The following is a 23761-nucleotide window of genomic DNA, read 5'->3' as shown; positions in this document are numbered from 1 at the left end:
TATAGTCTGTCTTTGTTTTTGTTGCATTTTATAGTACAATGAAGGATATGAAATAATAAGGGGCACATAACAGATGATAATAAAACGAAATATTATGCTCATCGGTTCTATGGGGAGTGGCAAAAGCCATTTCGGTCGTAATCTTGCGGAACGCAAGGGGTGGCAATTTGTAGATACCGATCGTGTATTAGAAAGTCGTTTTGGGTTGCCTATTGCTGAAATATTCAAGAAAATTGGGGAAAAAGCATTCCGACGTGCAGAAATGGATGTATTGAAAAAGGTTTGCTTATATCACGAAGCAGTTATCTCCGTAGGTGGTAATTTTCCCATTGAACATCGCACATTAAAGGTATTGAAGAAATATTCTTATATCATTGGTATCCGGGCTGCACAATTTCGCATTGTGAGCCGTGTGAATCGCCGTATTGGGAAGCGGCCAACCATGGATTACAACAATGTTCATGCCTTTGTACATGCTATGATACAATCCTGGAAACCAGTGTATAAGCAGTGTGATTTTGTACTAGATACAACAAATGGTCGGACCTATGATTTTATGCAACGTATTGAGGATGAGTTAGTTACCTCAGGTGTTCAATTTAAAGCAAGACGTCAACCCAATGATACGGATAATAGAGATGGTAAAGAGCCATCTCAAGAATTACAATTTAATAATTCTCTAAGAAATAAATTAGATAATCCTAGCTTATCTAAATCACAACGCTTTAATAAACAGATTTCTAATGATACAGAAACTAAGCAAATAGTCTTAAAAAAAGAACTATCTAATAAGGTAGCGTCTTATAGAGCGGGTAATGATAAACGTCGCAAACATAAGAAACCTAATCAAGCAGTTACAGGAAATAAGACAGAAACTATATCCAAACAACGTACACCACAAGGGGGTAATGGATATGAGAAGAATCGCAATACTAACAAGCGGCGGAGACGCACCTGGAATGAACGCCGCCATAAGAGCGCTAACTAGAAAAGCCATTCATGAAGGCTTTGAAGTTTTCGGTATTGAACGTGGCTATTTAGGTATCATGGAAGAACAATTTGTTCCTTTAGCAAACCGTTCTGTGGGTGGCATTATTACTCAAGGCGGTACCATGCTAAAAACAGCTCGTTTTCCTGAGTTTCAAAATGAAGATGTTCAGCGTAAAGCTTACAATATTTTAAAAGCCCATAGCATTGATCACCTTATAGTTATCGGTGGCGATGGTTCTATGCGAGGCGCTACGAGTTTAGCTAAGCTTGGTATGTCTACTATGACGATTCCCTGTACTATAGATAATGATATGGGCGGCACTCAATATACGATAGGCTTTGATACGGCTCTGAATACTGTGGTTGATGCGGTTGGTAGAATTCGTGATACATCTAACTCCCATGAACGCGTCGCCATTGTAGAGGTGATGGGACGTAAATCAGGTCATATTGCTCTTAAAGCTGGCCTTGCCTGTGGTGCAGAAATTGTACTCGTTCCTGAAAAACCTATGCCTTTACATGAGGTATGTCGTCATTTAAAGGAAACACAGATACGTGGTAAAGAATATAGTGTGATACTCGTTGCTGAAGGTGCATATAATAGCGGTGAAGTAAAATCCTTTATTAAGGAGCATACGGAATTTGATCCCAGTTTGACTGTATTAGGATATTTACAACGCGGTGGAGGTCCTTCTGCATTTGATGCTATATTAGCGGCTCGTATGAGTGAAACTTGTATTGAGTTATTGATGAATGGTACTGATAACCGCTTAATAGGATATATTGATGGTCATATTCGGGCTATTTCCTATGACGAGGCTGAAAGCCTTGAATTCCCTATCAATGAGAAGGACTACACATTATTATCTATACTGAGTAGTTAATTTAGTAATGACCCGCAAGGGTCATTTTCTTTTATCATCAATTATTCATTAATGAAATTATATTGCATAAAAGTAATTGGTACTGTATAATTTAAAAATACTAATAGTATTGTTAGGAACGATACATGTTGTGCCAATATCTTCATTTTAATATAAGGAGATTATAATGAAAGAATTTTTGCAAAAGCATCGTAAACGCATTATTGCAGGTGCTGTTGTTCTTTGTGTTCTTGGTAGTGGTACATACTACTACATGCATAGCGAAGGTTCTAAGCAAACACAAAACTTATATACTACTGGTAAGGTAGAAAAGGGTGATGTAAAAACTAGTATTAGCGCAACTGGTACTATTAACCCTGTAAATTATGTAGACGTTTCTACGAATGTGGCTGGTAAGCTTGAAAAAGTTTTAGTAAAAGAGAATGATCAAGTTACGGCTGGTCAAGTTATCGCTTATATTGATACACGTCAATTACAAGCCTCTGCAGATGATGCACGAGCTGCATTAGCTAAGGCAGAACTTGATATGAATCGTTATAAAGCATTAGCAGACCAAAATGCTATCGCTCAACAAACCTATGATGATTCTGTAACATCTTATGAACGTGCAAAATCTACGTATGACCGCGCAGCAGCAGATTTAAGCGATGCTACAATTACAGCACCAATGTCTGGCACTGTTATAGGCACTCCATTGAAAGCTGGTCAAACTATCAGTACCGGTATTTCTACACAAATGATTATCGCTACTATCGCAGATTTAAGTAACTTAGAAATTTACTTAACAGTAGATGAAACCGATATTGGTAGTATCAAACAAGGTGCTAAAGTAGAATTTACTGTAGACTCTAAACCGGGTGAAACTTTCACAGGCTACGTATCTGAAATCGCAAAAGGTACAAAAGGTAACATGGGTGCTACAAGCAACAGTGTTGTGTACTATACTGTAAAAGTTCAAATTCCTGAAAATATTTCCAACAACTTCTTACCATCTATGACGGCTCGTGCAACCATCTTTGGTGAAGATATTAAAAACACATTGGTAGTACCGCTTACTGCTGTGCGTACAGATAAGCAAGGTGAATACGTATATGTTATTAAAGATGGTCAACCAGTACGTACAGCTGTTTCTACAGGTGTAACTGGGGATACTAACGTACAAATTTTAAAAGGTTTATCTGAAGGTGATGAAATCATCGTAAGTGGTGATGTAACGGCACCTAAGAATAATAGCCGTGGACCATTCTAATAGTAGGTGAATATGAATCAAGCAGTAATCGATATACAAGGGATTACGAAGACCTATGTAAATGGTAAATTATCGGTGCCTGTTTTGCATGGTATCGATTTACAGGTCAATAAAGGCGAATTCGTATCTATTATGGGTCCTTCTGGTTCTGGTAAGTCTACCTTTATGAACATTCTTGGCTGTTTAGACAGACCAACGACAGGTTCATACCGCCTTAATGGCGATGAGGTAGCTACCTTATCCGATGATGAATTGGCCTTTGTACGAAATAAACAAATAGGCTTTGTATTCCAAAGTTTTAACTTATTAACAAAATTAACAGCCTTAGAAAATGTAGCGCTCCCTATGATTTATGCAGGGATGGATAAAAAATCGCGTAATGAACGAGCTGCGGCACTATTATCTTCCGTTGGTCTTGGTGAGCGTATGGATCACTTGCCATCTGAGTTGTCTGGTGGTCAACGTCAACGTGTTGCTATTGCTCGTGCACTGGCTAATAATCCTGCTATCATCATGGCCGATGAACCGACAGGTAACCTTGACTCCAAGTCGACTATCGATGTTATGAATATTTTTAGAGGCCTTTACGATGAAGGGCGAACTATAATCCTTGTTACTCATGAACCGGAAATTGCAACCTATGCAAGTCGCAATGTAGTATTGCGTGATGGTTTAATTGTAGAGGATTCCCAAAATCTTAATATGACGCCTGTACAGGAGGTGCCACATGTATAAAGAGAGTTTCTTAATGGCATGGGCATCCCTCATTGCTAATAAAATGCGTTCCATTTTAACCATGTTAGGCATCATCATCGGTGTAGCTGCCGTAATTGCCTTAGTATCTATTGGTAATGGTGTAAAGCAAGATATTCAAAACTCCATCTCTAGCTTAGGATCTAATCTATTGATGGTTATGCCTGGGGCACCACGCACACCAGGGGTTCGACCTTCTGCAGGCTCTATGAAGTCTTTAAAGGTTTCTGATTACGAAGCTATTTCAAAATTGGATGGTGTGAAAGCTGCCAGTCCAATGACAAACGGTTCGTATGTAGTAATATATCAAAATAAGAATTGGACCACTTCTGTATCTGGTGTTAGTTATAACTATTTAGATGTAAACAATTGGTCTATGAAATCTGGTCGCTTCTTATCTGAAAAGAATGTACAGAATCGTGAACGTGTGGCAGTAGTAGGTAAAACAGTTGTTAAAAATCTATTTGGTGATGAAGATCCAGTAGGTGCAGAAATTCGTGTTAAAAACATTCCGTTCCGTATCATTGGTGTCCTTAATAGTAAGGGTAGTGGTGCTATGGGTAATGACCAAGATGATATGGTTATTATCCCGTATACTACAGCCATGGAACGGGTAGAAGGTGTTGATTATCTTCGAATGATCTACGTAACAGGTAAGGATGAAAACGGTATCGATCGTTTACAATCCGATATTGAAAACCTGTTGCGCGTACGTCATGGAATCAAGGATACTAATCTAGATGATTTCAATATTCAGAACATGAACTCCATCATGGAAACTATGGAGGAAACTACAGGAACATTAACATTATTCCTTGGTGCTGTAGCTGCTATCTCGCTCGTTGTTGGTGGTATTGGCATTATGAATATTATGCTCGTATCCGTAACTGAACGGACAAGAGAGATTGGGATACGTAAAGCGCTGGGTGCTACTTATAGTGTTATCGTTACACAGTTCCTTATCGAAGCTGTTGTTATCAGTTTGATGGGGGGCATAATAGGGATTATACTCGGCATAGGCTCATCTAAGCTGATTGGCATGGCTTCGGGCATGAGTACAGTTATATCTATACCAACGATTGGAATGTCCTTTGCCTTCTCTATGGCAATAGGTTTGATCTTTGGTATTTATCCAGCCCGTAAAGCGGCTAAACTTAATCCAATTGATGCATTACATTATGAATAATCCTTAGTTGTAGATGCGTTTTTTTAAGAACATACTACATAATTAGATAGAGTTATTCGCATATGGTGCGTTGCATGATACAATATGTATGATGTAACGCACCATTTTTATGTTTGTACTGAGTTTTTTTGCAAGAACGCTCTAAATCATTTCATGCAAGTAATTTGTAATAAACGGGGTATGTAGATTACCTAATCTACGGGTAAGTATATTGAATGGAGAACCTTATGGCTACAACATTGTTAGAATATTTCAACGAATTACGAAATCAGAATCCATTTTCTTGGGTAAAAGATTCTGAAATTACAGCAGTTGAACCAGGTCATGCAGAAATGACCTTACAAACAAATGATACAGAGTATTGTAATTTCCGAGGGGATTTACATGGTGCCGTTTGTATTGGTTTAGCAGATAGTGTAATGGGGACCGCTTGTTTCACATTGGGCAAATCTGTTAGCACTATTGATCTTAATGGTAACTATGTGAAAGCTGTTAAGGGTGGTACTGTATTGCGTGGTGTAGCCAATGTAGAGCATAATGGTAAAACAACTATGGTTGCTACAGCACGTATCTATAATGAATTAGGTGAACTTGTTCACTTGGCACGTGGTACATTTTTTGTACTAGAAGAGAAGTCATTACCTGAATTACCATGGCGTTTTATTGAAGAAGACAACCCTGATTTGGTATAATATAGTTTAGACTTTTAAATATAGGAGGATGCTTTAATGGAACAAGAATTACAACGTCTTAAGGCAGAAGCCCTTGAGGCTATCAAAGGCGCTGCTGATCAACAAGCGTTGCAAGATATACGTGTAAAATATCTAGGTAAAAAAGGTGAGGTAACAGCATTACTAAAAGGTCTTGGTAAATTATCTCCTGAAGAACGCCCTAAGGCTGGTGCTCTTGTTAATGCGGTTCGTGAAGTATTAGAGGCTGAAATTGATGCCGTTAAAACTCGTATGGAAACAGAAGAGTTAAATGCTCGCTTAGAACAAGAACGCATCGATATTACATTGCCAGGTCGTGCACAAAAAGCTGGTCATATCCATCCATTAACTAAGGTTAATGAAATGATTGAAGACTTCTTCATGAAAATGGGGTATACCGTTGAAGAGGGGCCAGAAATTGAACAGGATTACTTTAACTTCGAATGCTTAAACTTGCCTAAAGACCATCCTGCACGTGATATGCAAGATTCCTTCTATATTACAGAAAACTTCTTATTGCGTACGCATACATCTCCAGTACAAGCTCGTACAATGCAACGTCATGAGCCTAACAGCCCAATCCGTATGATTGCGCCTGGTAAGGTTTACCGTTGGGACTATGATGCGACTCACTCCCCAGTATTCCATCAAGTGGAAGGTCTCATCATCGACGAGCATATTACATTTGCTGATTTGAAAGGTACATTAGAGTCCTTCTTACGTCACATGTATGGTGATGAAACAAAGGTACGTTTCCGTACAAGCTTCTTCCCATTCACAGAGCCATCTGCAGAGGTAGATATTTCCTGTGTAATGTGTGGTGGTGAAGGTTGCCGTGTATGCTCTCATACAGGTTGGCTTGAAATTTTGGGTTGCGGTATGGTTCATCCTGATGTATTGCGCATTAATGGGTACGATCCTGAAAAGGTAAAAGGCTTTGCCTTTGGCATGGGTGTAGAACGTATTGCTATGCTTTTATACGGCATTAACGATTTACGTCTATTCTTTGAAGATGATGTACGATTCTTGGAACAATTTTAGGAGGAACTCATGAAAGCAAGTTTACAGTGGATGAACGAATACGTGCCTGTGGATATGAATCGTCCTGCTCAAGAATTGGCCGATGAATTAACACAAGCTGGTATTCCTGTAGAAGATGTCATTGCTATGGATAATGGCATTAAGAAAATTTATACTGGTAAAATCGTTGAGATTACAAAGCATCCAGATGCAGATAAATTACAAGTATGCCAAGTTGAATGCCTTACTGAAGAAGGTGAGCCTGTTACTAAACAAATCGTAACAGCGGCTACTAATGTAGTGGTAGGTCAAATCGTGCCTGTAGCGTACCATAAATCTCGCCTAGCTGATGGCACAGAGATTAAGAAAGGTAAATTGCGAGGCGTAGTTTCTGAAGGCATGTTCTGCTCCGTTGCGGAATTTGGTATTTCTAGTGATTTAGTATTACCAGAAGAAGCTCAAGGCATTTACATTTTCCCTGAAGGTACACCAATTGGTCTTGATGTAAAAGACGTTTTAGGCTTAAATGATACAGTGTATGAATTTGAATTGACTGCTAACCGAGCAGATTGCTTCTCCATGGTTGGTTTATCCCGTGAATTCGGTATTATGACAAACCAAAAAGCTTTATTCCCTGTTATCATGGTTAACGAAAATGGCGAGTCCATTGAAGGCAAAGCATCTGTATCCATCGAAGCGGATGATCTTTGTACTCGTTTTACTGCTCGTGTAGTAACTGATGTTAAAGTTGAGCCATCTCCATTGTGGATGCAAAACCGTTTGCGCAACAGTGGTATTCGTCCTATCAATAATGTAGTAGACGTCACAAACTACGTTATGTTAGAACTTGGTCAACCTATGCATGCATACGACTATGACCATGTAAAAGGTCATCAATTAGTGGCAAGACGCGCTAAAAATGGCGAAGTTCTTGTTACCCTTGATGGTTCTGAACGCGAATTGAATGACTCTATGCTCATCATTGCCGACGCAGAACGACCAGTAGGCGTAGCAGGTATCATGGGTGGATTCGATAGTGAAGTGACAAATGAAACGACTACTGTTCTCTTCGAAGCTGCCGTATTCAATGGTCCATCCATTCGCCGTACAGCTAAGACTCTTGGCATGCGTTCTGAAGCGTCTGGTCGTTTTGAACGTGGTGTAAATCATAAATACACTGCCTATGCTATCGATAGAGCAGCGCAATTATTACAACAAATCTGCCCTTCTTGTAAAGTTGATGTAGGCGTTATCGATGTATATAAAAATCCTGTAGAGCAACATACAGTTACTTTCACAGCAGAACAAATTAACGATTACTTGGGTACAAACATTGAAAAAGACGATATGGTTCGTATTTTGACTGCCCTTGAGTTCGTTGTAACTGAAGACGGCGACAAATTATCTGCCCTCGTTCCAACATGGCGCGGCGATGTAACAGTAATGCCTGATATCGCTGAAGAGGTAGCTCGTATTTACAACTACGATAATATTAAGCCTACAATTCCGGTAGCCGTATTATCCTCTGGTGGTATGACACCTAAGAAAGCTCTTACTAAAGAGGTAACTCATGCATTGGCTAAATTGGGTATGACTCAAATCATTACATTTAGCTTCATGCATAAAGATGGTCTTACTAACATGATGCTTCCTGAAGGGGATAGCCGTTATACTGCCATTCCAATCTTGAACCCTATTTCCGAAGAGTTCCCTTATATGCGTACTACATTGGTACCAGCTGTTATTGAAGCAGCTAAACGCAATATTGCGCAACAAAATAAGGATCTTTGGTTGTTTGAAACAGCTAATGTATATGAACCAAAAGCGTTGCCTTTGACAGAAGTACCTCATGAACGCCCTATGGTTTGTGGTATCTTGATGGGCAAGGCAAACCAAGCTGGTTGGAATCAAGCTGAACGCACTACAGATTTCTATGATGTAAAAGGCATAGTAGATGCGTTGTTAGCTGAACTAGGCGTTACAAGTTATGAAGTTAATCGCGGCACTGAGCCATACTTCCATCCAGGTGTAAGTGCTCAATACGTTGTTGATGGTAAAATGATTGCTCAGTATGGTGAATTACACCCACAAGTGAGCAAAAACTTTGATTTACCTGGCAAAGTATACATGTTTGAAATCGATTTGGAAGCAGTATTATCCTTAACGATTCCAGCATTCCGTTATACATCCTTCAGTAAATTCCCAGGTACTAGCCGTGACCTTGCTATTGTGGCACCTGTGTCCGTATCTAGTGGTGAAATTTTATCTATCATTAAAGAGCATGGTGGCGAATATTTAGAAAATGCATCTATCTTCGACGTTTACGAAGGTGAACATATTGAAGCTGGTTACCGCAGTCTTGCATACAACTTACAATTCCGCTCTATGGAAGGTACGTTGAATGATGAGGATATTGATGGTAATATTCAAGCTATTATCGATGCATTAGCAGAAATTAACTGCAAATTACGTTAATTGTAAGCAGTATATTGAAAGGGTTTACCGTATGGTAAACCCTTTTAGTACTATAGTTATACCTTTAGTTAGGTAGAAAGGATTGTCCATGGAATTATTGGCTCCTGCCGGTACGATGGAAAACTTTATAGCTGCCTTAGAATCTGGAGCAGATGCGATTTACCTCGGTGGTAAAGGCTTTAATGCCCGTGCTCATGCAGCAAACTTTGGCATTGAAGAACTAGCGGAGGCTATTCGATTAGCCCATATTCTAGATGTGTCCGTATATGTAACTGTAAATATTCTCATAGGCGATTCTGAATTATCTGCTCTTGAAGAATATTTAAAAGATTTAGAGCGTATTGGTGTTGATGCCATTATCGTTCAAGATTTAGCTGTTGCAAAATTGGCGCAGCGCGTAGCTCCTAAATTACATTTGCATGGTAGTACACAAATGACGGCGGCAACGCTAGATGCGGTTCGTTTTTATGAAAGCCTCGGCTTTACGCGAGTTGTATTAGCTCGTGAATTGAGCCTAGCTGAAATCGAACATATTTGTAAAAACTGTACAGCTGAAATCGAAGTCTTTGTACATGGCGCCTTATGCGTATGCTATTCTGGTCAATGCTTAATGAGTTCCTTCATCGGCGGTCGTAGTGGTAACCGTGGTGCTTGTGCACAACCTTGCCGTTTGCCTTATGAATTGTTGGATTCTTCAGGTACTAGCTTGTTGCCCAAACACGAAGCCTATCTATTAAGTCCAAAGGATCTTAACTATAGTGAACATATGAATGAGCTCGTGGCGGCCGGTGTTACGTCCTTTAAAGTCGAAGGACGTATGAAAAAGGTTTCCTATGTGCGTCAAGTTATTGGGACCTATCGTCATATTTTAGATACGGCTCATATGGATGCTGCTGATGCGAAGGCATTGGCTGCAGGCTTTAACCGTGGCTTCTCTACGGATTACTTAACAGATCATGTAGGGAAATCCATGATGACCGTGGTGGCTCCAAATAATCAGGGGAAACCAATAGGCAAGGCAGAGGTAAAAAAAGGACAAGTTCATTTATATTTAACGGAACCGATTGAAAAAGGATCACTCTTAAAAGTTATGCAATCTTCTGGTAGTATTACGTACTACCAAATTGATCAAAATTGGTCTATTGTTGATGAGAAGCATTTTGTAGGTAAACCTGATGAAGGCTTTGCGGCAGGACAAGTATTCCTTGCATCACCACCTAAAGCTCAAAAGCAGAGAGGTTTACAAGATTTCAGTGCTAAATTAGAGGTACATGGATACCTATCTATTAATACAGACCGAGAAAAGCCTTGTACAGAGCTTACCTTTGTCTTAAATGATGGTCGTACTGTGACAGTATCTAATGAATTTGAACCAGTTTATGCTAATAATAAACCGACTACCTTAGAGAAGGTTACAGACCAAGTAGGTAGATTAGGTAATACATTGTTTACTCTAGCTTCTATGTCTATTCCAGAAGGTCCATATATGTGGCCTGCTAGTGTTTTGAATGCATTGCGTCGCGATGCAGTAGAGGCTTTAGAAACTCTGTTAATTACAGATCATGAAAAAGCTTGGGCAGAACTTGCCGTAGAACCTCAAGATATGTCATCCTTAGTAGCTAAGGATACGATTCAGTATACAGAGCCTATGGTGAGTGTTCGCGTTGATGAATTAGAGGCTGAGAAAGCTGCTATTGAAGGTGGTGCTAAGAAGATTATCTTCGGTGGTGACCGTTTACAACGCAAGCCTTATGAACTTAGTATTTACGAAAAGGTAGCTACTCTTTGTAAAGATCATAATGTGCTTTGTGTATTTGCTACGCCTCGAGTTGTGAAAGACGATGAAGTTGAGGTGTACATGAATACTCTTAAGGCCATAGTTGAGGCTAAACCAGATAGCATTTCTATTCACGTGCCACAAGCGTTATTATGGCTTCGTGATTTAGGGTATACAGGTGCTATTGAGGCTGATACAGGGCTTAATATATTTAATGGATCAGCACTACAAGTATGGCAAGACTTTAATATGAGTAGCATAGCACCATCCTTAGAGTTAACATTGACGCAACTAGTTAACTTGCAAAAATCTACTAAATTGCCATTAGAAATTATGGTACATGGGTATACGGAAATGATGATTTCCGAATACTGTGCCATCGCAAGCTTTGTGGGCACTGGTAAAAAGGAAAACTGTCCTATGCCATGTGTAAGCGAAGACTATGCATTGAAGGACCGTAAAGGGGAAGTGTTCCCACTTCGTACCGATCCTTATTGCCGCATGCACATCATGAATAGTCATGAAATGGATATGCGTGCCTATGTACCTGAGTTACATCGAAAAGGGCTACATATATTGCGCATCGATGGTCGACATATGGCGCCACATCGTTTGCGTACTATCGTAGCAGATTATGTATCCATTCAAAATGGAACAAAAGAGGCTCCGCCTAAGAGTGTAGGTAAAGATGATACACCTATTACAAGGGGCCACTATTTTAGAGGTATTTTATAAAAGAGGTAGTACATTGTTTTACGAAGATGTATTAGACTTTCACCATATAAAAGAACAATTACAACAACATTGTAGTTCTACCATTGCTAAAGAATTAGCCATGCACATCGAACCTATGACAGATGCAAAAGCTATTCAAGAGAACCTTGATGAAACGGCAGAGGCAATGCGGTCTTTGCAAACTGAGGTAGAACAACCGTTAGGCGGTACACGAGATATTCGTGAGTCCTGTAAGAAGAGTCGCAAAGACTTTGTCCTTACTCGTGAAGCATTGTGGGATATTTACTTGACCATTGGTGCTTATAAGCGGATGACAAAGTTCTTTAGAACAAAATATATGGAATATCCATTGCTATCCCTATGGGTACAGGATATGCCGAATACAGATCGCATTGAAAACCGTTTTAAACGCGTTTTTGATGAAAAAGGGGAATTGCTTGATACAGCATCTCCTAAATTAGCGAGCCTTAGAAATACGATTATTAAAACTCGTGAAAAGATTAAAAATGACATTCAAGCTATCTTGCACGACAAGGATAATCAAAAGTATTTCCAAGAAGCGATTATTACGCAGCGTAATAATCGCTACGTAATCCCTGTAAAACAGGAGTATCGCCAATACTTTGATGGTCTTATTCACGACCGTTCTGCAACGGGTCAAACCTTATATATTGAACCGATGCGCTTGGTGAATCTAAATAATGAATTACAAGAGGCGTTGATTGGTGAAGAGCAAGAGGTATTGCGTATTTACCGTGAGTTATCAGCCCTTGTAAAACAACATAGTAATGATTTGATGGATGCTTGTGAAAAGGTATCCCATATCGAATTTGTATATGGTAAGGCGAGCCTTGCTATTTCTTATAAGGGTGTACCGGCCATCTTGAGTACTGATAGAACTGTCAATCTCATGAGAGCTCGGCACCCATTAATCCCACCGAATGTGGTAGTGCCTACAAATATTCAATTAGGTACATCGTACCGTATTTTATTGATTACTGGTTCTAATACAGGCGGTAAAACAGTCTCCCTTAAAACATTAGGGTTATTGAGTTTAATGAACCAATGTGGTCTATTTATCCCTGCAGACCACGGCTCAATATTGCCTATATTCCAAAATATCTTTGCCGATATTGGGGATGAACAAAGTATTGAGGCTAGCCTTAGTACGTTCTCTGCTCATATGACACAAGTTATTTCCATTATTAAACATTGTGGCCCAAATGACTTGGTATTGCTGGATGAGCTTGGATCTGGTACAGATCCAGAGGAAGGTAGTGCTTTAGCTGTATCTATCCTTGAATTCTTCCGTAAAAAAGGTGCCCTTATGATGGTAAGTACCCATTATAATGAGCTTAAAAACTATGCATACCATACAGAAGGAATCGAAAACGGCCATGTAGAATTTGATGAGCGTACCTTAAAGCCAACGTATCGACTTCATATTGGTGTAGCAGGTAGTAGCCATGCATTGAGTATTGCGGCCCGCTTAGGTTTACCAAAAGATATCGTAACGCGCGCGGCAGAGTATAAATCTCAATTTGGTAGCCATGAAATGGAAGAAGTTCTTTCAGATTTGAATGAGCAACTTCGTAAGGCATCTGAACGGGAAAGAGCGTTAAAGAAAGAGCTTGATGAAACACGTCGCATGCGTGGTCAATTAGAGAAGGAAAAGAAACAGTTTAACGAAAAGCGTAAACAAATCTTAGCCAAAGCTCAAGCTGATGCAGAATCTATGAAACGTAGCTTGCGCGTCGAAGGGGAAGCGATTATTAAGCAATTGAAATCGCAATTCTCTGAAACAAATAAGGATAAGCGTCAATCTGCTATTAATGCTGCACGTAAGGGCATTTCTAATGTACATGTACCAGAAGCCCCAGTAGATGATGATCGTAAGTCCTTGACGGCAGATGCTATTAAGGTAGGCCAAGCAGTATATGTTACATCTTTACGCTCATTAGGTACCGTATTAGCTATCAATGGCAATCGTGTGAATGTAGATATTAATGGACTAACAGCTACTGTAAAGGTTAGCGAATTACAATCTACTACACGTGAAGAAGGAAATAAGCTTGAACGGGAACAAAAAGCAGCTATGCCTAAGACTAGAAAACGTATGGGTGGCTCTGCCGTACAACGCCAAAAAGAGGTTCGTACTGAAATCAATATTCTTGGACAAACGGTAGATGAAGCGACAGTTTCTGTTGGTAGATTTATTGACCAAGCTTTACTTGGTGGTGTTAATCAAGTGCGCATTATTCACGGTAAGGGGACTGGCGCATTACGAGAAGGTGTACATCAATATTTGCGTACCTTACCGCATGTAGCTCATTTTGAAACGGCAGGCTATGATGAAGGTGGTGCAGGAGCTACCAATGTAGTTCTGAAATAAAGCTACACAATAGTGATATAGTTATAGATAATACAGTAAATTATTATCGTATATCAAATTGGTTATGGGGTATAGCCATATACATATATAGAAATAGAAGAGGTAGTAAGTTCTTAGAACTTACTACCTTTTTACGTAAAAGAAAGGAGCGGAACACATGTTCCGCTCCTTTAGCGTATGAGATTAACGATCTTTTTTACTAGACTTTTTACTTTTGGATGAATTAGATTTCTGTTCAGTTGCATCATCTTTTGAGCCACTGTCATCTTTTACAGCTTCATCCTTAGACTTGTCTTTATCGTCTTTTTTATCTGCCTTTTCGTCCTTAGCGGCTTCTTTTTTAGGCTGTGCTTTTGCAGGGTTGTAATAACCTTCAGAGACAGCTGATTGTGCGCTAGCAGGAACAGAGAAGTCAGAAGCAGGGGTGTTGGCAAGAGCATTTGCCATGAATTGACCCCACATAATGGCTGGTGTTGTACCACCTGTAATGCCATGTAATGTTTCAGAACCGTAGTCGTCACCAATCCAAACGGCAGCTACAAGATCAGGTGTATAACCAACGAACCAAGCATCCTTGGAATCATCTGTTGTACCTGTTTTACCTGCTGCAGGACGACCGATTGCTGCATTACCACCAGTACCGCCATTAATAACGGATTCTAGCATACTAGTGATGATAGCTGCATCTTTTTCATCTACAACGCGTTTTTCTTGAATGGAGTTTTCTTCCACCACTTGACCATTGCGGTCTACAATCTTAACGATTGCTGTAGGTTGAACCTTGATACCACCATTAGCGAGTACACCATAGGCTTGTACCATTTCAAGAGGTGTAACACCATGAGTTAAACCACCGAGTGCTGTAGATAAGTTGTTATCTTGATCTGTAAGGGTAGTGATACCCATTTCTTTAGCAAGTTTAATAATCTTAGACATACCTACTTCATCGGCAACTTTTACGGCAGCTACGTTACGAGAATGTTGTAATGCGTAGCGGTATGTAATATTACCTTCGAAGTCGTTTTCATAGTTTTTAGGGCTCCAGCTACCAAATGTAACAGGGCTGTCATCTACGATAGAACCAGGAGTTTTACCAGATTGAATAGCTGCTAAATATACAAATGGTTTCATAGTGGAACCTGGTTGACGTTCTGCTTGTGTAGCACGGTTAAATGCATCATCGCCACGACCACCAACCATAGCCATAATATAACCATTATGAGGATTCATAGCTACGATAGCACCTTGTGGTTGATGTAAACCATTGCTATCAGTGTAGTAGTTAGGCAAGTTTTGCATTGCTGCTACAGCCGCATTTTGTGCATCCATATCGAGAGTAGTATAAATTTTTAAACCATCTTTATAGATTGCATCATCACCATATTTTTCAGAAACTTGTGCAATAACATAGTTAATGAAGTAAGACGCATTAGATTTTTCATGCGTTTGTTCTTGTTTTGCCACTAAGCCTAAATCTGCTTGACGCGCTTCATCGGCTTGCTCTTGTGTAATGTATCCGTATTTAACCATTTGGCCTAAAACTACGGCTTGACGTTTTTTACTAGCTTCCAAATCATTGAATGGAGAGTAGTAGTTAGGACTTTGTGGTAAGCCAGCGATGAGCGCTGCTTGGGCAAGCGTTAATTGGCTAGCATCCTTACCAAAGTACACATGAGCTGCAGATTGTACACCGTATGCACCTTGACCAAAGTAAATTTGGTTCATGTACATTTCTAGGATTTCATCTTTAGTGTAATGTTGTTCAATTTTTAGTGCTAGTAATGCTTCAGAAATTTTACGTTTAAATGTTCTGTCTTGAGATAAGAATGCATTACGCGCTAACTGTTGAGTGATAGTAGAACCACCTTCAGATACGCCACTATGAACAAGGTTAACCCATACAGCACGCAAGATACCAACTGGGTCGATACCGTGATGGGAGTAGAAGCGAGAGTCCTCAGTAGCAACAAAGGCATTTTGTAAATCCTTTGGTACATCTTTTAAAGGTACTGGTAATCGATTCTCTGTGGAATGAACCGTTGTGATGAGATTACCATGGACATCGTAAATTTGAGACGATGCGGAAGGACGTACATTGGATACATCTGGTAGGTTAGACAGTGTGGCACTGATAAAACCACAGCCACCTCCGGCTACGATGAGTATAAGGAGAAGGGCACAAATCCAAAATAGACGCTTTGGACTTGTTTTCTTCGGTGTAGAGCCGCTACCGTTAGAACGGCGGCTGCTTCTCGCATTTGAGTTATTACTCATAGAGTCACCTCTTTTTTCTTTTGTTAGTAAATATAACGTAAATTCTATTACGCAGTTATAAATATTATATCATAAATGGCTTAAAACCAATACTATATATATAATTGTGAAAGTTTTTAGATAATGGTATACTAAAACAATAGTATTTCGAGGAGGATTATCATGGTTAGTGCTCAAGAACAAGTACGCCAAATTAAACACGGCGTAGCAGATTTAATTAATGAACAAGATCTTGTAAAGAAAATAGAAAAATCCATTAAGGAAAATAAACCGTTAGTTGTAAAACTAGGTTTGGACCCAACAGCGCCAGATATTCATTTGGGTCATACTGTACCACTTCGTAAATTACGTTTGTTCCAAGAATTTGGTCATCAAGTAGTGATTGTTATCGGTGGTTTCACAGCACGTATTGGTGATCCTACTGGTAAAAGCGCAACTCGTCCACCACTTACAAAAGAAGAAGTATTGAAAAATGCTGAAACATATAAAACACAAATCTTTAAAGTGTTGGATCCTGAAAAAACTATCGTTCGCGACAACAGTGAATGGCTTGAATCCATGAACTTTGCTGATGTTTTACGCTTGGCAAGTTCTTACACTGTAGCGCGTATGATGGAACGTGATGATTTCAATAAACGCTTTAAAGAAGGTCGTGCAATCGGTGTTCATGAGTTCATGTATCCATTGATGCAAGGTCAAGATTCTGTAGCATTACATGCTGACGTTGAATTTGGTGGTACAGACCAGACTTTCAACTTGTTAATGGGTCGTCATTTACAAGAATTAGAAGGTCAAGAACCACAAGTTGTTATTACAATGCCATTGCTTGAAGGCCTTGATGGTGTTCAAAAAATGAGTAAATCTTTAGGTAACTACATCGGTATCGACGAAGAACCTAAAGAAATGTACGGTAAAGCAATGTCTATTCCTGATGAATTGATGATGCGCTACTTCATGCTCGTTACAGATATGCCAATTGAAGAACAAGAGGACATGGAAAAACGTCTTGAAAGTGGTGAATTACATCCACGTGACGCTAAAATGCAATTAGCTCGTACCATCGTTCGTTTGTACCATGGTGAAGAGGCTGCTCTTGAGGCAGAAGAGGAATTCAAACGTGTATTCCAACAACGCGCATTGCCTACAGATATTCCTGAATACGCTATGGATGCGCCAACAGAACCAATCTTTGTACCACAATTCTGTACAGATGCTGGTTTGACTGCTTCTAATGGTGAAGCACGTCGATCCATTAAAGCTGGTGCTTTCAAAGTCAATGGTGAAAAATATACAGAAGAAAACCTTACCCTTGAAGACGGCATGATCGTTCAAGTTGGTAAACGTAAATTTGTAAAAATTAAATTTAACTAATATAAAAAAGTGATGAGATAAAAATCTCATCACTTTTTTGTCTATACTATTTTTAATTATAAGATTTTCTATTCGCTATATCGTACATTTTAGAAACAACAGATTATGCTTACAAGTTAATATATAATAAATATAAAATATAAGTACAGATATAAATACAGATACAAATATAAAATACAAATTTAACACATAAAAGATTTATACAGATATTGTATAAAATAAACTATAACTTGTAAGAGGAACCTATATGGATAAGAAACTAATTAATCTTTTAGCAAAACGTGAACATACTGTTCTTACCGATATTGATGTTATAACTGCAGCAGTAGCTGTACCATTATTAGAAATCGATGGGGAAGATCATGTAGTGTTTACTGTGCGCAGTAATAAGCTACGCCGTCAACCCGGTGAAATCAGTTTTCCTGGTGGACATTGTGAGCCTAATGATAAAAGCGGTGCCCATGCTGCCATACGTGAATGCTCTGAAGAACTGGGTATTGATTTAGATCAAATTGAACTTCTGGGCAATTTAGACTGCTTAGTTTCTGCAATAGGTGTCAAACTATATGCCGTAGCCGTGCGCCTACATACAAACGATTTGAAACCAAATCCAGACGAAGTAGGAGAGGTATTCACCGTTCCATTACAATATCTATTAGACATGGAACCGACGGTGGGGCATCTAGACATTGGAACTAAGCCTTTAAAAGACTTTCCGTTCCATTTATTAGAGGGCTACAATATTGATTGGAAAATCAGACAAAACTACTCCATCTATTTCTATCCCTATAAACATTACACCATATGGGGACTAACGGGGCGAGTACTGAAGAACTTTTTAGATATATATAAGGAAATACATTTGCATAATAATCCTCATAAAAATTGACAGATTGTAAATTAAGGTATACTATTTATGTGTAAAAGGTTTAATGTGTTGCACTAATTGATCTAGGAGGTTCTCACATGAATCGCGAAACAGCATACGTACTTTGGTTTGATGAATTACGACGTGAAGATGTTAATTTAGTTGGTGGTAAGTCTTCTTCCTTAGGGGAATTGACATCCTCCACTAATGTACCTGTACCTTACGGTTTTGCTACAACTGCTCATGGTTATCGTGAGTTTATGAAAGCAACAGGATTAGAAGATAAAATCCGCGCTGAACTTGATGCATTAGATGATGTAGAAAATTCTGCATTATTGCGTGAAGTATGTGCTAAAATTCGCCGCATGATTTGCGAAGAAGAAATGCCTAAAGAATTGGCAGATGCTATCCGTCATGCTTATGAAGAACTTGGTAAAAAAGTAAACGAAGAAAATCCATTCGTAGCAGTTCGTTCTAGTGCAACAGCAGAAGACTTGCCAGATGCAAGTTTCGCAGGCCAACAAGATACATATTTAAATGTACGTGGTGCTGATGTTATTATTCAAAAAGTAAAAGAATGCTACGCATCTACTTTCACAGACCGTGCAACATATTACCGTGTAAAACAAGGTTTCGATCATATGACAGTAGCATTGAGTGCAGCTGTTCAAATGATGGTATTCTCTAAAGCTGCTGGCGTAATGTTTACTGTTGACCTTGTAACAGGCAATGATAACAATATTCTTATCGAAGGTTCTTGGGGTCTTGGTGAATACGTTGTACAAGGTACCGTTACACCAGATAATTTCCGTGTAGATAAAGCTAAAATGGAAATTACAGACCGCATGATTAATGACAAAAATATCCGTTTAGTTCGTAAAGCTGACGGCGACTGTGTTGAAGAAGTTGTTCCAGCAGATGAAGCTAAACAACAAGTTATTACAGATGCTCAAGTGTTAGAGCTTGCTGAATATGCAAAAGCAATCGAAAAACATTATGGTTGCTACATGGATATGGAATGGGGCGTAGATGAACGAGATGGTAGAATTTGGATTTTACAAGCTCGTCCAGAAACAGTTTGGTCCCGTAAAGAAAAAACAGAAGTATCTGAAAAACCTAGCACATTAGATGCAGGTAATCGCGATATTATCGTAAAAGGTTTGCCAGCATCCCCTGGTAATGCAGCTGGTAAAGCTCATGTTATCATCAATCCTGAGGATATTGATGAGTTCAAAGAAGGTGAAATCCTTGTCACTGCTATGACAGCTCCTGACTGGGTACCAGCAATGAAAAAAGCGAAAGCTATTGTTACAGATGCCGGCGGTATGACTTGTCATGCGTCCATCGTTAGCCGTGAACTTGGTATTCCATGTATCGTAGGTACTAAGAGCCGTAGCCATGAAGCGACTACATCTATTAAAGATGGTCAAATGATTACTGTAGACGCTACAAATGGTATCGTATATGATGGCGTATTAGAAGATATCGTTAAAAAGCCAGAAGCACAAGCTACTGCAGGTGTTGTTGCTGAATCTGTTCCTGTAACAGGTACTAAGATTTACATGAACTTAGGCGATCCTGACTTGGCTGAAAAACATGGCGTATTGCCTTGCGATGGTATCGGTCTTATGCGTGAAGAGTTCATTTGGACTACTTTCATCCATGAACATCCATTGCACCTTATCGAAACAGGCCGTAGTGATTTTGCTGTAAATACATTGGCAGAAGGTATGCGTAAGGTATGCCAAGCTTTAGCTCCTCGCCAAGTTGTAGTTCGTTTGAGCGATTTCAAATCTAGTGAATACCGTGACCTTAAAGGTGGCGACAAATACGAACCACATGAATCCAGCGCATTACTTGGCTGGCGTGGCGCTTCTCGTTACTACGATCCTAAATACACACCTGCTTTCAAATTAGAATTAGAAGCAATTAAAAAAGTACGTAACGAATTTGGCTTCAAAAACTTACAAGTTATGATTCCATTCTGCCGTACTGTAGAGGAAGCTGAACTTGTAACTAATTTGATGGCTCAAGAAGGCCTTGTACGCGGTAAAGATTTCAAAATCTGGCTCATGGCTGAAATTCCAGCAAATATTATCTTAGCTGATCAATTCAATAAATATGTAGATGGTTATTCCATTGGTTCTAACGATTTGACAATGCTTGTTCTCGGTTGTGACCGCGATAACGAAACAGTTCAACATATTTACGATGAACGAAATCTAGCTGTTCGTAGAGCGATTCGTCATCTTATCGAAGTGGCACATAAAGATGGTAAAACTGTATCCATCTGTGGCCAAGCACCAAGTGTATACCCTGAACTTTGCGAATTCCTTGTGAAGAGCGGTATCGACTCCATTTCTGTTAATCCAGATGCAGTTGTAAGCACTAAGAAAATGGTGGCTCAAATCGAACAACGAATCATGCTCGATGCTATGACTGGTCGTGGTCGTCAAGAATCTGACGAACTAAATTGGTAATAATATAGTTATGGTAAAAGAGGAGGCCCGTAGGTCTCCTCTTTTTCTGAATGGTAACTTAGGATATAATACAAACAGAGATGAAAGGGGGTTACCGTGTGAAACTGTCGAAACGACAAGAACAAATTGCTCAAATCGTTCGTGAAGAAGGACCTGTTACAGGTAGTGCTATTGCTGAACATTTAGAGGTTACGCGATCTGCATTGCGTTCAGATTTGTCTGTTTTAACTATGCTAGGTGTCTTAGATGCACGCCCTAATGTTGGCTACTACTATGTGGGGCTTTCAAAAGAAACACAAACAGCGGAGCGATTAAAGTCATTTCTGGTAAGTGATGTATTATCCCAAGCAGTCGTAGTCAATGGGGATACAAGTTTGTATGACACGATTGTTACTATATTTACTGAGGATGTAGGGACTATTTTAGTGTGTGACGATTCCTATTTAGTAGGTGTCGTATCCCGTAAGGACTTGTTGCGCGCCTCTATGGGGCAAACAGATTCGCACACCATGCCTATATCTATGATTATGACCCCTGTAAGCAAGGTTATAACTGTGGAGCCTACAGATACGCTAGTAGAGGCTGCTCAGAAGATGATAGATTATGAGGTGGATTGTTTACCTGTCATCGTTCGCGAGGATGTGGAAAACAAGAAACGTCTAAAGGTTGTAGGCCGCGTATCTAAAACGACGGTAACAAAAGTATTTTTAGAATGTAGCATACATTGAGGTTAATAGAATGGCAGAAAAAATTATTTATGCAATATCGGACTCCCTTGGGGAGACCGCAGAGGCTGTAGCAAGGGCTACGGCGAGTCAATATGATAAGGAACAAATTGAAATTGTTCGCATTCCGTATATTGATAGTGAAAGCCAAATTGATGAAATTATAGCAGATGCAAAGCGTGGTAATCATGTTATTTGTCATACCATCGTATCTGAGTCTTTGCGCAAATATCTTCATGAAAAAGTAGCAGAATACAACATTCCTGCTGTAGATATTATGGGTCCAGTTCTTGATGCAGTAGGTACAGTAGCATCTACAAAGCCTCGCATGACAGCTGGTATGGTTCATAAACTAGACCAAGAATATTTCAAAAAGGTTGAAGCTATTGAGTTCGCCGTGAAATATGATGATGGTAAAAACCCATCTGGCTTTGAAAAGGCTGACGTAGTTATCATTGGTGTATCTAGAACAAGTAAGACACCTTTGTCTATGTTCTTGGCATACAAAAAAATTAAAGCTGCTAACTTGCCATTGGTGCCAGAGGTACCATTGCCAGAGGAATTATTTAAAATTCCAGCAAAGAAAATTGTAGGTCTCATTATCGACCCATTTAAGTTAAATAATATTCGTAGTGAACGGTTACGCGCCATCGGTTTAGAGGACGAAGCAAATTATGCTTCTATTGAGCGTATTCAATCTGAACTAGAATATGCGAAGGCTATTATGCGTCGTTTGCATTGCCAAGTGTTAGATGTTTCCAATAAATCTATCGAAGAAACAGCATCTCTTGTTATGCAACTCATCGACCGTAACCGCGCATCGGAGGGTAAATGAATATACGGGAACAAATAGAGGAGAGAGAGGCTTTACTCCTTTCTCCCTATGCTGCTAAAAGCCGTGATGCAATCCGTGATATAGAGGAAGCTCCCGATCCACTTAGAACTGCCTTTCAACGAGATCGGGACCGCATTATTCACAGTAAATGTTTTAGACGGTTAAAGCACAAGACGCAAGTTTATATTGCACCAGGTGACCATTATCGTACGCGTATGACTCATACCCTTGAGGTGGGTCAGATTGGTCGTACAGTGGCTCGTGCATTGCGACTCAATGAAGACTTGGTAGAAGCAATCGCCATGGGGCATGATGTGGGACATACACCATTTGGTCACGTCGGTGAATATGCGTTACGTGATATGGTAGGTCATTTCAATCATAATGAACAAAGTTTGCGCATGGTTGAAGTGTTAGAAAAGCATGGTGAACATCAAGGCCTTAATCTCACAACCGCTGTGCGCGATGGTATTGTAGGTCACACAGGGGCTACAATTCCAGTTACCTTAGAAGGTCAAATTATTCGTATCGTTGACCGCATTGCTTATTTATGTCACGATTTTGATGATGCACAACGGGCAGGTATGTTGACGGCCGAGGAATTACCTTTTGAAGTGCGAGAACACTTCGGTATGACGCCATCTAGCATGATTACCGCTATGGTTGAAGATATGGTGCGCGAATCTTTAGATAAGCCGGTTATTTCGATGTCTTCCGATATCGAAATGACTATGAATCTATTCCGTCAATTTATGTTTAAAAATGTCTATTTGGCGCCAGCTTTAATTCCTGATCGAAATAAGGCATCTCATGTGGTGAAAAACTTATTTACTCACTTTATGGAACATCCTGATGATATGGAGGGCTGTGAAAGTAATCGTGAGTTTTACTCTACCCGTGATGTGGTAGATTATGTGGCAGGCTTAACTGATCAATATGCTATTAAGTTGTTTAAACAGTACTATATTCCAAATATTACCTTGTAAGATTTATAGTAATAGGTACATAGATAACAAAAAAAGCAGTTAGTTCAAATG

17 protein-coding genes are annotated in these 23761 nt (G+C 39.5%); 16 read left to right on the top strand and 1 reads right to left on the bottom strand.

Annotation, left to right across the window (positions count from 1 at the left end; all coding sequences use genetic code 11):
• Nucleotides 1-73: 73 nt before the first annotated feature.
• The 10 genes from VRHSUH10_RS02455 (at nt 74) to VRHSUH10_RS02410 (ending at nt 14171) form a co-directional block, all read left to right on the top strand.
• Nucleotides 74-988 (top strand): shikimate kinase, encoded by a 915-nt coding sequence (locus VRHSUH10_RS02455; protein WP_105089308.1) that lies wholly within the window; start codon nt 74-76, stop codon nt 986-988.
• The gene (locus VRHSUH10_RS02450) at nt 960-1874 is read left to right on the top strand and encodes an ATP-dependent 6-phosphofructokinase (protein ID WP_233187069.1); all 915 of its coding nucleotides are present in this window, start codon (nt 960-962) and stop codon (nt 1872-1874) included. Before VRHSUH10_RS02455 ends, VRHSUH10_RS02450 begins: the two co-directional genes overlap by 29 nt.
• A 166-nt stretch (nt 1875-2040) precedes the next feature.
• Nucleotides 2041-3123, top strand: coding sequence for an efflux RND transporter periplasmic adaptor subunit (locus VRHSUH10_RS02445; protein ID WP_105089306.1), 1083 nt, complete (start codon nt 2041-2043; stop codon nt 3121-3123).
• 12 nt (nt 3124-3135) lie between these two features.
• A complete protein-coding gene (locus VRHSUH10_RS02440) occupies nt 3136-3858 on the top strand; it encodes an ABC transporter ATP-binding protein (RefSeq protein WP_105089305.1) in 723 nt (240 codons plus the stop codon).
• Entirely contained in the window at nt 3851-5062 is a 1212-nt protein-coding gene (locus tag VRHSUH10_RS02435; protein WP_105089304.1) for an ABC transporter permease, read from the top strand. Before VRHSUH10_RS02440 ends, VRHSUH10_RS02435 begins: the two co-directional genes overlap by 8 nt.
• A gap of 227 nt (nt 5063-5289) precedes the next feature.
• Nucleotides 5290-5754 carry a PaaI family thioesterase gene (locus tag VRHSUH10_RS02430; protein ID WP_024061874.1) on the top strand — a complete coding sequence of 155 codons (465 nt, stop codon included), beginning with the start codon at nt 5290-5292 and terminating at the stop codon, nt 5752-5754.
• A gap of 36 nt (nt 5755-5790) precedes the next feature.
• Nucleotides 5791-6813 carry a phenylalanine--tRNA ligase subunit alpha gene (gene pheS / locus VRHSUH10_RS02425; protein ID WP_105089303.1) on the top strand — a complete coding sequence of 341 codons (1023 nt, stop codon included), beginning with the start codon at nt 5791-5793 and terminating at the stop codon, nt 6811-6813.
• 9 nt (nt 6814-6822) lie between these two features.
• Nucleotides 6823-9267 carry a phenylalanine--tRNA ligase subunit beta gene (pheT, locus tag VRHSUH10_RS02420; RefSeq protein WP_105089302.1) on the top strand — a complete coding sequence of 815 codons (2445 nt, stop codon included), beginning with the start codon at nt 6823-6825 and terminating at the stop codon, nt 9265-9267.
• Between the two features lie 88 nt (nt 9268-9355).
• Nucleotides 9356-11779: a DUF3656 domain-containing protein gene (locus VRHSUH10_RS02415; RefSeq protein WP_105089301.1), complete on the top strand. Its 2424-nt coding sequence runs from the start codon at nt 9356-9358 to the stop codon at nt 11777-11779.
• A 13-nt stretch (nt 11780-11792) separates the two neighbouring features.
• Nucleotides 11793-14171: an endonuclease MutS2 gene (locus VRHSUH10_RS02410; protein ID WP_105089544.1), complete on the top strand. Its 2379-nt coding sequence runs from the start codon at nt 11793-11795 to the stop codon at nt 14169-14171.
• 183 nt (nt 14172-14354) lie between these two features.
• On the opposite strand, the gene VRHSUH10_RS02405 is transcribed toward VRHSUH10_RS02410, so the two are convergent.
• Nucleotides 14355-16445, bottom strand: coding sequence for a transglycosylase domain-containing protein (locus VRHSUH10_RS02405; protein ID WP_105089300.1), 2091 nt, complete (start codon nt 16443-16445; stop codon nt 14355-14357).
• A gap of 162 nt (nt 16446-16607) precedes the next feature.
• On the opposite strand from VRHSUH10_RS02405, the gene tyrS reads away from it, so the two are divergent.
• The 6 genes from tyrS (at nt 16608) to VRHSUH10_RS02375 (ending at nt 23710) form a co-directional block, all read left to right on the top strand.
• On the top strand, nt 16608-17816 hold the full coding sequence (tyrS, locus tag VRHSUH10_RS02400; protein WP_105089299.1) for a tyrosine--tRNA ligase: 1209 nt from the start codon (nt 16608-16610) through the stop codon (nt 17814-17816).
• Between the two features lie 247 nt (nt 17817-18063).
• Nucleotides 18064-18705 carry a CoA pyrophosphatase gene (locus VRHSUH10_RS02395; protein ID WP_105089298.1) on the top strand — a complete coding sequence of 214 codons (642 nt, stop codon included), beginning with the start codon at nt 18064-18066 and terminating at the stop codon, nt 18703-18705.
• A gap of 77 nt (nt 18706-18782) precedes the next feature.
• A complete protein-coding gene (ppsA, locus tag VRHSUH10_RS02390) occupies nt 18783-21164 on the top strand; it encodes a phosphoenolpyruvate synthase (protein WP_105089297.1) in 2382 nt (793 codons plus the stop codon).
• Nucleotides 21165-21262: 98 nt separating this feature from the next.
• Entirely contained in the window at nt 21263-21892 is a 630-nt protein-coding gene (locus VRHSUH10_RS02385; protein ID WP_105089296.1) for a helix-turn-helix transcriptional regulator, read from the top strand.
• A 10-nt stretch (nt 21893-21902) separates the two neighbouring features.
• Nucleotides 21903-22724 (top strand): pyruvate, water dikinase regulatory protein, encoded by an 822-nt coding sequence (locus VRHSUH10_RS02380; RefSeq protein ID WP_105089295.1) that lies wholly within the window; start codon nt 21903-21905, stop codon nt 22722-22724.
• The gene (locus VRHSUH10_RS02375; protein WP_105089294.1) at nt 22721-23710 is read left to right on the top strand and encodes a deoxyguanosinetriphosphate triphosphohydrolase; all 990 of its coding nucleotides are present in this window, start codon (nt 22721-22723) and stop codon (nt 23708-23710) included. The genes VRHSUH10_RS02380 and VRHSUH10_RS02375 overlap by 4 nt, the downstream gene beginning before the upstream one ends.
• Nucleotides 23711-23761 lie beyond the last annotated feature (51 nt).

The sequence above is a fragment of the Veillonella sp. T11011-6 genome, from assembly GCF_002959755.1.
GTDB lineage: Bacteria > Bacillota > Negativicutes > Veillonellales > Veillonellaceae > Veillonella.
This window is presented reverse-complemented; position numbering and strand designations above follow the sequence as displayed.

What these genes read in the sequence shown, in the direction of transcription:
- VRHSUH10_RS02455 (WP_105089308.1), top strand. Translation starts at nt 74, where the DNA reads ATGATAATAAAACGAAATATTATGCTCATCGGTTCTATGGGGAGTGGC.
- VRHSUH10_RS02450 (WP_233187069.1), top strand. Translation starts at nt 960, where the DNA reads ATGAACGCCGCCATAAGAGCGCTAACTAGAAAAGCCATTCATGAAGGC.
- VRHSUH10_RS02445 (WP_105089306.1), top strand. Translation starts at nt 2,041, where the DNA reads ATGAAAGAATTTTTGCAAAAGCATCGTAAACGCATTATTGCAGGTGCT.
- VRHSUH10_RS02440 (WP_105089305.1), top strand. Translation starts at nt 3,136, where the DNA reads ATGAATCAAGCAGTAATCGATATACAAGGGATTACGAAGACCTATGTA.
- VRHSUH10_RS02435 (WP_105089304.1), top strand. Translation starts at nt 3,851, where the DNA reads ATGTATAAAGAGAGTTTCTTAATGGCATGGGCATCCCTCATTGCTAAT.
- VRHSUH10_RS02430 (WP_024061874.1), top strand. Translation starts at nt 5,290, where the DNA reads ATGGCTACAACATTGTTAGAATATTTCAACGAATTACGAAATCAGAAT.
- pheS (WP_105089303.1), top strand. Translation starts at nt 5,791, where the DNA reads ATGGAACAAGAATTACAACGTCTTAAGGCAGAAGCCCTTGAGGCTATC.
- pheT (WP_105089302.1), top strand. Translation starts at nt 6,823, where the DNA reads ATGAAAGCAAGTTTACAGTGGATGAACGAATACGTGCCTGTGGATATG.
- VRHSUH10_RS02415 (WP_105089301.1), top strand. Translation starts at nt 9,356, where the DNA reads ATGGAATTATTGGCTCCTGCCGGTACGATGGAAAACTTTATAGCTGCC.
- VRHSUH10_RS02405 (WP_105089300.1), bottom strand. Translation starts at nt 16,445, where the DNA reads ATGAGTAATAACTCAAATGCGAGAAGCAGCCGCCGTTCTAACGGTAGC.
- tyrS (WP_105089299.1), top strand. Translation starts at nt 16,608, where the DNA reads ATGGTTAGTGCTCAAGAACAAGTACGCCAAATTAAACACGGCGTAGCA.
- VRHSUH10_RS02395 (WP_105089298.1), top strand. Translation starts at nt 18,064, where the DNA reads ATGGATAAGAAACTAATTAATCTTTTAGCAAAACGTGAACATACTGTT.
- ppsA (WP_105089297.1), top strand. Translation starts at nt 18,783, where the DNA reads ATGAATCGCGAAACAGCATACGTACTTTGGTTTGATGAATTACGACGT.
- VRHSUH10_RS02380 (WP_105089295.1), top strand. Translation starts at nt 21,903, where the DNA reads ATGGCAGAAAAAATTATTTATGCAATATCGGACTCCCTTGGGGAGACC.
- VRHSUH10_RS02375 (WP_105089294.1), top strand. Translation starts at nt 22,721, where the DNA reads ATGAATATACGGGAACAAATAGAGGAGAGAGAGGCTTTACTCCTTTCT.